Origin of the sequence: Luteolibacter sp. SL250, assembly GCF_026625605.1 — a bacterium.
In the GTDB taxonomy this organism is placed as follows: domain Bacteria; phylum Verrucomicrobiota; class Verrucomicrobiia; order Verrucomicrobiales; family Akkermansiaceae; genus Luteolibacter.
This window is the reverse complement of record NZ_CP113054.1, coordinates 3,393,040-3,405,575: the sequence shown is the minus strand read 5'-3', so window position 1 is coordinate 3,405,575 and position 12,536 is coordinate 3,393,040. Positions and strand designations below refer to the sequence as shown.

General features: G+C 62.5%; 13 protein-coding genes. 6 read left to right on the top strand and 7 right to left on the bottom strand.

What is annotated here, in order from left to right; translation table 11 throughout:
- Positions 1 to 27: 27 nt before the first annotated feature.
- From OVA24_RS14950 to OVA24_RS14935, 4 genes are all read left to right on the top strand, one after another.
- Positions 28 to 228 carry a type II toxin-antitoxin system HicB family antitoxin gene (locus OVA24_RS14950; RefSeq protein ID WP_267670714.1) on the top strand — a complete coding sequence of 67 codons (201 nt, stop codon included), beginning with the start codon at positions 28 to 30 and terminating at the stop codon, positions 226 to 228.
- Positions 225 to 431, top strand: coding sequence for a type II toxin-antitoxin system HicA family toxin (locus OVA24_RS14945; protein WP_267670713.1), 207 nt, complete (start codon positions 225 to 227; stop codon positions 429 to 431). Before OVA24_RS14950 ends, OVA24_RS14945 begins: the two co-directional genes overlap by 4 nt.
- A gap of 26 nt (positions 432 to 457) precedes the next feature.
- Positions 458 to 2,137, top strand: coding sequence for a glutamine--tRNA ligase/YqeY domain fusion protein (locus OVA24_RS14940; RefSeq protein WP_267670712.1), 1,680 nt, complete (start codon positions 458 to 460; stop codon positions 2,135 to 2,137).
- A 67-nt stretch (positions 2,138 to 2,204) separates the two neighbouring features.
- A complete protein-coding gene (locus OVA24_RS14935; protein ID WP_267670711.1) occupies positions 2,205 to 3,116 on the top strand; it encodes a GumC domain-containing protein in 912 nt (303 codons plus the stop codon).
- Positions 3,117 to 3,128: 12 nt separating this feature from the next.
- Here OVA24_RS14935 and murA read toward each other — a convergent pair whose 3' ends face one another.
- Both murA and prmC read right to left on the bottom strand, forming a co-directional pair.
- Positions 3,129 to 4,400, bottom strand: a complete 1,272-nt coding sequence (murA, locus tag OVA24_RS14930) for a UDP-N-acetylglucosamine 1-carboxyvinyltransferase (RefSeq protein WP_267670709.1) — start codon at positions 4,398 to 4,400, stop codon at positions 3,129 to 3,131.
- A gap of 36 nt (positions 4,401 to 4,436) precedes the next feature.
- A complete protein-coding gene (gene prmC, locus OVA24_RS14925; protein WP_267670708.1) occupies positions 4,437 to 5,273 on the bottom strand; it encodes a peptide chain release factor N(5)-glutamine methyltransferase in 837 nt (278 codons plus the stop codon).
- Between the two features lie 97 nt (positions 5,274 to 5,370).
- On the opposite strand from prmC, the gene OVA24_RS14920 reads away from it, so the two are divergent.
- Entirely contained in the window at positions 5,371 to 6,531 is a 1,161-nt protein-coding gene (locus OVA24_RS14920; protein ID WP_267670707.1) for a beta-ketoacyl synthase N-terminal-like domain-containing protein, read from the top strand.
- Positions 6,528 to 8,084, top strand: coding sequence for an HAD-IB family phosphatase (locus tag OVA24_RS14915; protein ID WP_267670706.1), 1,557 nt, complete (start codon positions 6,528 to 6,530; stop codon positions 8,082 to 8,084). Before OVA24_RS14920 ends, OVA24_RS14915 begins: the two co-directional genes overlap by 4 nt.
- 325 nt (positions 8,085 to 8,409) lie before the next feature.
- On the opposite strand, the gene OVA24_RS14910 is transcribed toward OVA24_RS14915, so the two are convergent.
- From OVA24_RS14910 to OVA24_RS14890, 5 genes are all read right to left on the bottom strand, one after another.
- Positions 8,410 to 9,018: a lysophospholipid acyltransferase family protein gene (locus tag OVA24_RS14910; RefSeq protein WP_267670705.1), complete on the bottom strand. Its 609-nt coding sequence runs from the start codon at positions 9,016 to 9,018 to the stop codon at positions 8,410 to 8,412.
- Positions 9,015 to 9,680: a (d)CMP kinase gene (gene cmk / locus OVA24_RS14905; protein ID WP_267670704.1), complete on the bottom strand. Its 666-nt coding sequence runs from the start codon at positions 9,678 to 9,680 to the stop codon at positions 9,015 to 9,017. Before cmk ends, OVA24_RS14910 begins: the two co-directional genes overlap by 4 nt.
- Positions 9,677 to 11,029, bottom strand: coding sequence for a 3-phosphoshikimate 1-carboxyvinyltransferase (gene aroA, locus OVA24_RS14900; protein WP_267670703.1), 1,353 nt, complete (start codon positions 11,027 to 11,029; stop codon positions 9,677 to 9,679). The genes cmk and aroA overlap by 4 nt, the downstream gene beginning before the upstream one ends.
- 11 nt (positions 11,030 to 11,040) lie before the next feature.
- Positions 11,041 to 11,907 carry a prephenate dehydrogenase gene (locus OVA24_RS14895; protein ID WP_267670702.1) on the bottom strand — a complete coding sequence of 289 codons (867 nt, stop codon included), beginning with the start codon at positions 11,905 to 11,907 and terminating at the stop codon, positions 11,041 to 11,043.
- A gap of 74 nt (positions 11,908 to 11,981) precedes the next feature.
- On the bottom strand, positions 11,982 to 12,392 hold the full coding sequence (locus tag OVA24_RS14890) for a hypothetical protein (protein WP_267670701.1): 411 nt from the start codon (positions 12,390 to 12,392) through the stop codon (positions 11,982 to 11,984).
- Positions 12,393 to 12,536: the final 144 nt, after the last annotated feature.

Sequence of the window (12,536 nt, the reverse complement as noted above, 5' to 3'; positions counted from 1 at the left end):
CCTCGTTCCACATCGTATGCTTCTCCCATGACTCTGAAGGCCATCATCCATGAAGCTGAAGAAGGCGGATTTTGGGCGGAAGTTCCTGCCCTGCCCGGATGTTTCACCCAAGGTGAAACCCTGCAGGAGCTGGAAGAGAACATTCAGGAGGCCATAGCTGGATGGCTGATGGCTGCGGAACCTGAAGGCCGACCTGCCGAAGGCCGTATTCTCGAGATTGCCGTATGAAGTCCGTTTCCGGGAAGCACCTGGCGAAGCTGGCCGAAGAACGGGGGTGGAGACTTGCCCGAATCAACGGCAGCCATCACGTGTATGTCATGGATGGCAGGATGGAAAGATTGGTCATTCCCATTCACGGCAATCAGGATCTCAAGATCGGTCTGCTCCGCAGTCTGATGAAACTGGTTTCTCTCACTGAAGAGGAACTCTGAAACAAATATCCAATTTCTCATTTCCCATGTCAGAACCTTCCAAATCCGATTTCATCCGGGACATCATCGCAGATGACCTGGCCACCGGAAAACATTCCACCGTCATCACCCGCTTCCCGCCGGAGCCGAATGGCTACCTGCACATCGGCCACGCGAAGTCCATCTGCCTGAACTTCGGCATCGCGCTGGAGAACGAGGGCGTGAAGGCGCAGTGCAACCTCCGCTTTGACGACACGAACCCGGAGAAGGAGGAGACCGAGTATGTGGAGAGCATCAAGGAGGATGTGAAGTGGCTCGGCTTCGACTGGGGTGAGGGCCTTTATTTCGCCAGCAACTACTTCGGCTTCTTCCATGACTGCGCCGTTCACCTTATCCGGGAGGGCAAGGCGTATGTCGATGACCAGACGGCGGAGGAGATGAAGCACAGCCGTGGCAACGTGAACGTGCCCGGCACGCCTTCGCCATTCCGTGACCGCACGGTGGAGGAAAACCTCGACCTGTTCGCGCGGATGAAGGCGGGAGAGTTCAAGGAAGGGGAAAAAGTCCTGCGCGCGAAGATCGACCTGGCGTCGCCCAACATGAACCTGCGGGATCCGGTGCTTTACCGCATCCTCCATTCCCACCATCACAACACGGGGGACGCCTGGTGCATCTACCCGATGTATGACTTCGCGCATCCGCTGGAGGACGCGCTGGAGCACATCACCCATTCGCTCTGCACCCTGGAATTCGAGAACCACCGCCCGCTCTACGACTGGTTCATCGACAACTGCCCGGTGCCGTCGAAGCCGCGCCAGATCGAGTTCGCGCGCCTCAACCTGACCTACACCGTGATGAGCAAGCGCAAGCTGCTGCAACTGGTGCAGGAGAACCGCGTCTCCGGCTGGGATGATCCGCGCCTGCCCACCATTTCCGGCATCCGCCGCCGCGGCTACCCGCCGGAAGCGGTGCGCCATTTCTGCAAGCGTGTGGGCATCACCAAGTTCAACGGCACCACCGACGTCGCTTTGCTGGAGTTCGACGTGCGGGACCATCTCAACGCCTCCGCGCAACGCCGCATGGCCGTGTTGGATCCGGTGAAGGTCGTGCTGGAGAACTGGTCCGCGGAGCCGCTGGCAATCGTGGAGATCCCGAACCATCCGCAGAACCCGGAACTGGGCGCGCGTGATGTGCCGATTTCCGGCGAGGTGTGGATCGAGCGTGAGGACTTCATGGAGGACCCGCCGAAGAAGTTCTTCCGCCTCGGGCCGGGCCGCCATGTCCGTCTGCGCGGCGGCCACATCATCCGCTGCACTTCCTTTGAAAAGGATGCCGCCGGCAACGTCTCCCTCATCCGTGCGGAGATCCTGCCCGGCACGGTTGGTGCGGACGCGCCGGAAGGCGTGGAATGCCGCGCCGCCATCCATTGGGTGGACGCCGCCACCGGTGCGGATGCGGAAGTGCGCATCTACGACCGCCTCTTCAGTGTGGAGTCCCCGGACGATGCCGACGGTGGTTTCCTCACCGTCATCAACCCGGATTCCCTCAAGACGGTCACCGCGAAGATCGAGCCTTCACTTGCCGAGGCACCCGCCGGTTTCAACTGCCAGTTCGAGCGCGTGGGTTACTTCGTCACGGACCTGAAGGAACACCGTCCGGGCGTAAAAGCGGTCTTCAACCGCACCGTCGCCCTCAAGGACTCCTGGGCGAAGCAGGCGGGGAAGTGATGTTGATTCCACTTTGTGTTAGTAAGTTGACTTGCGTCCCACCAGGGTTTCTTTCCATAAACGCCGGATGAAACGCTGGTGGTGGTTGTTCCCTGTCCTCGCTGTTGCGGGACTGTTCGTAGGTGTGATGGTTGCAAGCGTGGTCACCTACGTGCAGCCGAAGACCTTCGATTCGCAGGCAGTGGTCGAAATCAAACCTCCGGGAATCATCCTGTCGCCATTTGATCCTGGTTCACCATCCCCGGAAAGGGATCCCAAGTTCTTGGAACGCGAGATGGCCCTGATGAAAAGCCAGGGCGTGCTGTTGGCGGCGGTGAAGCAACTGGACCTGGACAAGAGGTGGGCCATGCCTGCGCCGGACGCCGCCGTGATCGTGGAGCGCTCCCTCACGGTGGAGCAACTACGCGGGACGGACCTGGTGTCCATCCGTGCCCGCCACGTCAACCGTGAGGATGCTAGGGACATTGTCGTTGCGGTCATCGACCAGTACCGGAAACAGCGAAGCTCTCGTGACACCGGAAAGTCGGAAAGCGCGTCGAAGGCTCTTTCGGAAGCAGTCCGGGAACAGGAAGGCAAGGTCGAGGAGCGGAGAAAGGCACTGGCAGCGGTCGTGAGGACCAAAACACTGCTTCACCATCACGAAGGCGTGACTCCCAAGCCGCAGGTCGGAGGAGGCGGCGTCGATACCGAGGAATACGTCGCCAGAAAGCGGGAGTTCGAATCAGAGCTGGAGCTGCTGCAATCCCTGAAGTTGAAGTACGTGACCGAAAAGGTTTCCCGTGAGTTGGACGATGACAGCGTGGTAGTCCACGAGGAAGCCCAGTTGGCATTGGCTCCTTCCGGCCCGAACGTAACCGGCAACATGGGAATGGGCATCATGGTCGGCCTGGCGGCGTCGCAGGTGCTGGCGCTGGCGCTTGTCCTGCTCCTGCCGTCGAGGCGTCCCGGGGAAATCCCCCCACCACTGCCCGGCGCGTGATGTAGCGCCTTCTCAGCGGTCCTTCACCCGCTCGACATTCGCTCCCAGCATGAGGAGCTTTTCGTCGATATGCTCGTAGCCACGGTCGATGTGGTAGAGGCGGCTGATTTCCGTGCTGCCCTTCGCCTTCAGGGCGGCGAGGACCAGCGCGGCGGAGGCGCGGAGGTCGGACGCCATGACGGGTGCCGCGGAGAGCTGGGCGACGCCGCGGACGATGGCGGTGCCGCCGTCCACCTTGATGTCCGCTCCCATCCGCTTCAGCTCGGAGCAGTGCATGAAGCGCTGCGGGAAGATGGTGTCCTTGATGACGCTGATGCCGGGGGTGGTGGCCAGCAGCGCGGTCATCTGCGCCTGCATGTCAGTCGGGTAGCCGGGGTAGGGGGCGGTGACGATGTCACAGCCGGTTGTCTCCGGATTCCGGTGGATGACGCATTCGTCCCCGGCCTCGTTGAAGTCGATGCGGTGGCCGGATTTCACGATCGCTTCCGTGATGGCTTTCATGTGCTCCCGGCAGATCCGGCGCAGGCGGACCTCCTCACCGGCCAGCGCGGCGGCGGCCATGAAGGTCCCTGCCTCGATCCGGTCCGGGATGACGGTGTGCTCCACACCTTTCAGCTCCTTCACGCCTTCGATCACGATGCGTCGGGTGCCGGCGCCCTGGATCTTCGCACCCATGGCATTGAGGAAATTCGCAAGGTCCAGCACTTCCGGCTCGGCGGCGGCGGACTCGATGACGGTGATGCCTTCCGCGAGGGTCGCCGCCATCATCACGTTGTCCGTGCCCAGAACGGTCGGACCATGGGTGCCGCGCAGGTCGATCTCCGCGCCGCGCAGGCCGTCCGGTGCGGTGAGGATGATGTTGCCGCCCTCGAACTCGACTTTCGCGCCGAGAGCCTCCAGCCCCCGCAGGTGGAGGTCCACCGGTCGGTCACCGATGACGCAGCCGCCGGGCAGGGAGACCACGGCACGCCGCTTCCGCGCGAGCAGCGGCCCCATCACGCAGATGGATGCGCGCATCCGGCGGACCAGTTCGTAAGGAGCCTCATCGGAAATGTCCGCGCAACTGATGCGGACGGTGCCGGAAGAACGCTCCACGTCGGAACCCAGCGCGCTGAGGATCTGCACCATGTAGTTGGTGTCGGAGACATCCGGCACGCGGCGGATGATGCACTCACCCTCCGTCAGCAGGGTGGCGGCCAGGATCGGCAGGGAAGCATTCTTCGAGCCGGAGATGTTGATGGCGCCGCGGAGCGTGGCACCGCCGTGGACGACGAGTTTATCCATGGGTTGGGTAAAGTGGGAAAGTGGTGGGAAAGGAAATCAGTCCCTCCATGCGAGGGGAAAACGCGGGATACCGGAAAGGTCGCTTTTCACTTCGATGCGGGAGAAGCCGGACTTTTCGAGAAAACCGGCGACCTGTGAAGCCTGATCGTGGCCGATTTCCAAAACCAGCCAGCCACCGGGCTTCAGGCGTCGGTAGGCGTCCGGGATGAAGCGGCGGATCACATCCAGCCCGTCCGGCCCGCCGAAAAGGGCGAGCGCCGGGTCGTGCATCACTTCGGTGGTCAAAGTGGGGCGCTCCGTCTCCGGGACGTAGGGCAGATTGGCCGCGATGCCGCCGAAGGTGCCGGGAATGTTGGAAAAAAGGTCGCTGTGGATGGTGGAGACGTTGGCCAGCTCCAGCGCGGCGGCGTTCTCACGGGTGAGGGAGAGGGCGTCTTCGGAGATGTCCGCCAAGGTGACCTGCCATCCGGGCCGGGCGGCCGCCAGTGACAGTCCCAGAACACCGGAGCCGCAGCCCACGTCCAGGACATCCAGTTTTTCCGGCAGGTCCCAGCGCAGGATCCACTCCACCAGTTCCTCCGTCTCCGGTCGGGGTATGAGGCCGCGGGAGTCGCAGATGAATTCGTTGCGGTGGAAGAACACCTGGCCGAGCAGGTGCTGGAGGGGGATGCCCTCGCCTCGCTTCTTCAGATTCTCGCGCAGTGGGGCCAGATCGCTCTCCATCAGCGGTCGGTCGAACTGGAGGTAGAGGTCCATGCGGGTGCAGCCCAGTTGTCTGGCCACGAGCATCTGCATGTTCCTGCGCGCGTCGTCGATTCCCCGTTTTTCCAGATAGCGGGTGCCGCCATCGATTGTTTCCAGAACCGTGCTCATGAAGGAATCCGCCGCGGGAAGCATCCCGGCTGCCGCCCCGAGTCTGGACGGACCACATTTCCGGGCAAGGTCTTTATGCGTTGGCGGTTGAAAAGCGGTGGCACTCTGCTACTGCGGGCGCATCAACACACGTTTTTCCATCACCGGGCTGGGTGCCCTTTCAGCCTTGGGGGAGGATGTCCCCGCGCTTCATCAGGGGATCCTCGCCCGTCGGAATCCTTTCAGGAGGCTGGGGGAGTTGCTGGGAGAGGATAGTCCGCACGCCGCCCTGCCCGCTGCATGGATCCGCGGAAGGGAGCTGCTCATCCACCGGAAATGGAGCCCCGCCACCATGGCCGCCCTGCACGTGGCCCGTGAGGCCGTGAGGGACGCCGGATGGACTGCGGAGGATCTGCGGGATGCCGCCCTGGTCGTCGGTACCAGCAGGGGAAATGCCGCCGGGTGGCTGGGTCCGTGGCCCGGACGCAGGCCGTTCAAACTGATGGCCGCGAGCAACACCATCCACAGCGAGCCCGCCAGCGCCATCTCCATCGAGCTGGGCATCACCGGGCCGAACCATGTGACCGCCAGCGGCTGTGCCGCCGGGCTGGATGCCGTCGGCGTTGCGATGATGATGTTGAAATGCGGCCTCGCCCGGCGGGCGCTCGCCGTGGCGGTGGATCTGCCCTTGGTGCCGCTGCTGCTGGACAACTATGCCGCGTCCGGCCTTCTCTCATCTGCGTTCCAGCCGGATCCTTATCATCCGGAAAGCCATGGATTCGTTCCCGGTGAGGGTGCCGCTGCCATGGCGTTTGAAGCAGGGTATGACTCCGGACCCTCATTGGTCTATCACGCTTCAAACTCGGATGCTGCCGATCCCGTGGGCATTCCAAAGGACGGAGGTAATACGATCCCGCTGTTGTTGAAGGCGCTGGATGATGTGGGTGGCTGCCATGCCATATCTCCCCATGCCACCGGCACCGCCGTCCAAGGAAGGGCGGATCCGGTGATCCTCAACCGGGTCTTTCCGGAAGGGCGGCGGCCGTCGCTCCATCCGCTGAAGCCCTTCATCGGCCACACCATCGGTGCGAGCGGCTTGCTGGAGAGTGTGATCCTCACCCGCTTCCTGAGGGACGGCCAGTTGCCGCCGAATGCGGACCACCTCACTGTTCCTCCCGGTTTTTCCATGCCGCGCATGCCGGTTGACGCGGGCGGTCCGGTGTTCAAGCTGTCCCACGGCATGGGCGGGCACAACTCCCTGCTGGTAATTTCTCCATGAGCAAATCCATTCATCTAGAGGTCTCGATCGACGGGCAGAAGCTCGATGTATTCGACAAAAGCGGGCTGCTCCGCAGCTTCGCCGTCTCCACGGCGGCAAAGGGTGTCGGCTTCCGGGAGGGCAGCTACCGCACTCCGGTCGGCCGGTTCCGCATTTCCGAGATGATCGGAGGGGACCGGAAGCGCCATACCATCTTCAAACAGAGGGTCCCTGTCGGAATCTGGAAGAAGGGCACCCAAAAGAACGAGGATCTGGTGCTCACACGTATCATCCGCCTGGAAGGCCTGGACCCGGAGAACGCCAACACCATGGAGCGTTTCATCTATATCCATGGGACCAACCATGAGAATCTGATCGGCCGGCCGGCCAGTTGGGGCTGTGTCAGGTTGAGGAACGCGGAGATGGAGGAGTTGTTTGAAATGGTGTCGGTCGGTGACCGGGTTTTCATTCATCCTCCGGAACGGAATGGGCCGAATATCATGTTCTTCGACTGCGATTCCACGCTGTCATCGATCGAAGGCATCGATGAACTGGCGCGCGCCAGAGGGGCGAAAGTGTATGCGCAGGTCGTCGCGCTGACGGATGCCGCGATGAACGGAGCCATCCCGCTGGATGAGGTTTTCCCGCGCCGGATGGAGATCATCCGGCCGGACAGGAAGACCTGCGATGCGGTGGCGGCCCAGTATATCAGCACCATGATGCCGGGAGCGGTGGGTCTCATCAAGTGGTTGAAAAAGAACAACTGGCTGCCTGTCATCGTTTCCGGAGGGTTTGCCCCTCTCATCAAGCCTCTCGCCGACCACCTGGGGATCGAGCATGTCGAGGCGGTTCCCCTCCATCTCGACGGAAAAGGGAAATACGCCGGATATGGAACGGACTACCCCACCACGCGGAATCTCGGGAAGAATGAGATCATCCGCGAGTGGAAAGCCGCTCTGTTGCCCGCGAAAACAGCGATGATGGGAGATGGCATTTCCGATCTGGAGACAAAGCAGGATGTGGATCTGTTCTTCGGATTCGGTGGGGTGGTGGCCCGCCCATTGGTGAAGGCCGGCTCCGAACATTGGATCGAAAAACTATCTGATAGACGGGTCATCCGTCTCCTGGAGGGGGTGGTGTCGCAGCGCAATGGTGAAATAATATCAAAACAAATGTCACAATTTAACTTGCGCGCCCGAAAGTCCAAGTTAGGTTCCGCCCCGATGAGCACATCCACCAAGAAAGCCCCGAAAGGGAAGCGATATACCGACGAGGAGAAGAACGATATCCTCGGCTTCGTCCAAAAGTATAATGACGACAATGGCCGTGGCGGTCAGAGCGCTGCCTCGAAGAAGTATGGCATCTCCCAGCTTACCATCGCCAGTTGGCTGAAATCCGGCGCTTCTTCCGGCGCGAAGCGCGGCCGTAAGGGCGCATCCGTCAAAGGTGGCAAGGGCGGAAGCTTCTCCTCGAAGCTCAACGCGTTGTCCGCTCTCGCCAACCAGATCGACAAGGCTGAGGCTGATCTCGCCAAACTGAAGGCCAAGTTCCAGGCCCTCAAATCCGACCTCTGATTCCTGTTATGATGCCGGGCGATCCACCCGCCATCTGAATCCTAATGCAGCCGCTCCGCAAGGGGCGGCTTTTTTGCTTTCCATATGTGAGGAAAACGACCGGTGTTCATGCGGATTTCGGGATGAGACATACTGTGCAGTAAGAAAATCATGACTTCTGTTTTATTCATCGGATATGAATCGGGAATAGCCGTGATGAGCCAGAAAAAGTGTCCAATGAACAAGAAGGCGTGATGCCACGGAATGCGGGGATGACCCACCGCAGATGAACGGCACTGTCCTCTCGGGGCTGCCTTATCTTCCGGGATCTTCCGGTCGGAAGGCTTCAGAGCTCGCCGATGGAGGCCATGATCCTCTTGGCCAGATCATCATAGCCCTGCTTGCCGGATGCCGCTTTCAGCTCTTCCGGAGTCAGGTGGATCGGTTTGCCGATGGTCACTGTGATCCGGGCGAAGCGGATGCGGCCTGAACCACGCGGCAGGGCCTCACGGGCACCGCTGATCCTGACCGGCTGGATGGGTGCTCCCGACTTCGCGGCAATGAGGCCGATGCCCGGGGCTGCCTCACCGAGGCTTCCGTCCATCGTCCGCGCGCCTTCCGGGAACACCAGCACGCGGTGGCCTTCCTTCAGCTTGCGGATGATGGTCTTCAGACTGGCCATGTCCGGCCGGTCCTGGTCCACGGGAATGGCGTTCCATTGGGGATAGACCCAGGTTGCGGGTCCTTTGAAGAGGGATTTGCGCGCCAGGAAGACCATCTCCGTCTTGTAGAGGTTCCCGATCAACGGCGGATCGAGGAAGCTCTGGTGGTTGGAGGCCACGAGAACCGGACCTTCCGTGATCAGATTTTCCCCGCCGATGACCCTCATCCCGAAGATGGTCCGGAATGCGGCGCCGAACGACATCCAGCCCAGCCAGTAGATCCACCTCATCATGGTCGGGAAAGGGGAAGGCCTTGTTGGCGGAGGATGTCGATGGCGGCGTCCACGCCGCTTTCGATGGTGTGGTCGGACGTGTCCAGGACCGTGGCCCCTTCCGCGATGACGAGAGGGGAGGTGTTGCGCTTGCTGTCCGCGGCGTCCCGGGCGGCGACGGAGTCGATCTCACCCACCTGGCTGCGGCGGGCGGCGCGCACATGCTCAGCCGCGTCCACATAGATCTTGTAGGGCGTGTCCGGGAACACCACGGAGCCGATGTCCCGGCCTTCCATCACGATGCTGTGGCCCTGCAGGTAGTCGCGCTGGAGGTTGACCAGCAGCACGCGCACTTCCGGGATGGCGGAAATGGCGGAGACGTTCGCGTTCACTTCCTCACTCCTGAGCGCGTCGCCGGGGTCCTCACCGTCGATCTCGATGGTGGAAAGGTTCTCCTTCACCCCGGTGGTGATGGTGATCCGGCCGAGCATCTCCACGACGGCGCCGTTGTCCGAGGGGGAGATGTTTTCCTTCAGCGCCTTCCAGGTCACGGCACGGTACATCGCGCCTGAGTTCACCATCACCAGGCCCAGCCTTGCGGCGAGATTCTTGGCAAGGGTGCTTTTGCCGGAGGCGGCGGGGCCGTCCAGTGCGATGGCGAAGTGGGTGTGGGGCGCGCTCACTTGGAAACGGTGGGCAGGTTGAAGTCTTCCGGGGCGGATTTCTCCCGGCGGATGGCGTCAAGGTGGTGGGCGAAGCCCGGGTAGGATGTGTTCACACACTCGACGTTGCGGATGACCGTCTCGCCGGAGGCGAACAGGCCGGCGATGGCGAATGCCATGGCGATCCGGTGGTCGCCGAAGCTGTCGATGGTCGCACCGTGGAGCGGCGCGCCGCCCTCGATCTCCATGCCGTCCTCGAACTCGGTGACATTCGCGCCCATGGCCCGGAGGTTGTCCACCACCGTGGTGATGCGGTCGGTTTCCTTCACGCGGAGTTCCTTCGCGTTGCGGATGATCGTCCGGCCTTCCGCGAGCGCGGCGGCGACGGCGATGACCGGGATCTCGTCGATGAGGTTCGGCACTTCCTCCGGGAAAATGGTCGTGCCATGCAGTTCCGCACCGTGGATCTCGACATTGCCGATGGGTTCGCCGTGGGTCTCATGCAGCACGTCGATCATGTGCGCGCCCATGCGGGAGAGCACCTTGAGGATGGCGGTGCGGGTGGGGTTGAGTCCCACGTTCTTGATGACCAGGCGGGAGCCGGGGATGGCGGCCGCCGCGACGAGCCAGAAGGCGGCGCTGGAAATGTCACCTGGAACGATGAAGTCCGTGGCCTCCGGCACCTGGCCGCCGTAGATGGAGATGGTGTTGCCCTCGTGCTTCGTGCTGACGCGGAAGGAAGTCAGCATGCGCTCCGTGTGGTCCCGCGTTTCCGCAGGCTGGGTGACGGAGGTCGTTCCATCCGCGAACAGACCGGCCAGCAGGACGGCGCTCTTCACCTGGGCGCTGGCCACCGGCATGTCATAGTCGATGGGGGTGAGCTTCGCTCCATGGATCAGCAGAGGGGCGCAGCCGGGCTTTTCACCCTTGGTCTCGATGTTCGCGCCCATCTGGCCGAGAGGCACGGTGATGCGGCCCATCGGGCGGCCGGAAAGGGAGGCATCCCCGAAAAGCTCAGTGGTGAATGGCTGGCCGGCCAGCAGTCCGGCGAGCAGGCGCATGCCGGTGCCGGAATTCCCGCAGTCGATGGGGGCGGCGGGCGCGCTGAGTTTGCCGGACTGGCCGTGGATCACCAGATCCACCGGACCGTAGCCTTCCAGCGCTTCCAGCACCTCGTAGTTGGCGCCCAGCGACTTCATCGCGTTGAGCGTGTTCACGCAGTCCTCACTGGGGAGGAAATTCCGGATCGTGCAGGAGCCGTTGGAAAGCCCGCCGAGGATGGCGGCCCGGTGGGACATGCTCTTGTCGCCGGGCACGCTGAATTCTGCATGGAGGCGGGTGATGGCTTTGACTCGGAATTCCGACGACATGTGGGCGCTGGTCAGGTGATGGGTGATTGGTAGAGATCCCGCCGTTCCTTGGCGGTGGTGAGCCATTGGCGGACGCTTTCTTGTTCGCCGTTTTCGAGGCTGGCAAGGATTTCACGGAGATCCTCGATGGTTTCGCGGAGCGGTGCGGCGATGGCCCTGCGGTTCTCGATGAGAATTTCCGCCCACATGTCCGGATTTCCTCCCGCCACACGCGTGGTGTCGCGCAGCCCGCCACCACCGAAACGTCCCTCCGCAGGATCCTGGAGGGAGATGCGGGCGCCGCTGGCGGAAATGATGTGAGGCAGATGGCTGATCCGGGCGACCAGCGCGTCATGGACCTCCGCGCTCATCCACGCGGTGCGGCAGCCGAGCGACTGCCAGAAGCGGTCCAGCGCCGCGGCTTCCGAGCCTGCGACATGATCGTCATTGGTCAGGATACAGGCGGCGTTCCTGAAAAGATCGGCGTCGGCGGCGGTGATGCCGGTTTTCTCCGATCCGGCCATGGGATGGCTGCCGATGAAATGGACACCCGTCCCGGCCAGCAGAGGGGTGATCGCCTGGTGGGGGAATTGTTTCACGCTGCCCACATCCGTGATGAGGCAGCCCTCCCGGAGGCCGGATTCCACAGCGGCGGATACCAGCCCGGGCATGACACCGACCGGCACGGCCAGGATGATGAGATCCGCCTCCGCCACGGCCTCCGCCAGATCACAGGTCACCTCCGTGATGCCAGCGGCTTCCGCTTCCGCCGCGGTTTCCGCCCGGCGGACCCACAGCTTCACCCGCGGCACGCCGCCGGGTTTGGGAAGAGCAAGGGCGAGGGAGCCGCCGAGCAGCCCTCCGCCTAGGATCGTGACATTCGTGAAATCGTCTCTCATCGGAACGAAAAACCGGGTCCAGTGCCGGACCCGGTTGGCTTTCCTGGAATAGGTTGACCGGGAAAAGACGCGGTTCAGGGAACCCGGAAATGCTTTTTCTCCGAGGCTGGATAGGTCGGGTCGGCGACGAGGGTGCCGCTGGGCATGTCGCGGACGTCGATGACCTTGTTGTTGAACGGGCTGAAGACGAAGCCTTCCTTGCCTGGGACCGGCTGGGCGGTCGGGACATTCGTCGGCTTTCTCTCCGGTGGCTTCGGCGTGGTGCCAGGATCGGTTGGGGTGCCATCGGTCATGGCCTCCCTGTCACGCTCCTGCGCGTCCTTCATGCGGTCGCGCTGGTCTTTGATCTTCTGTTGCTCCGCATCGGTGATGGTGGCATCCCGCTGCGGACGCTGGTGGTGCGGAGGCGGCTCCGGGTAAGGATAGCAGGAGAAAAGGGTGAGGGTGGCGAGCGCCGGCAGAGCGTGGAGAATGCGGGATGTCATGGCGGAGAAGCGGACGGGAGTTCGGGGTGGCCCGTCGGATCGGCAAACGGACTTGGTGCAATCATGGGCTTTGTTTCGCCGTCGTCAAGCAGGCTCATTGGCAAGGAAGCCAGGTGTTTCCCACAAGTTCCCGCGTCCGGTCTT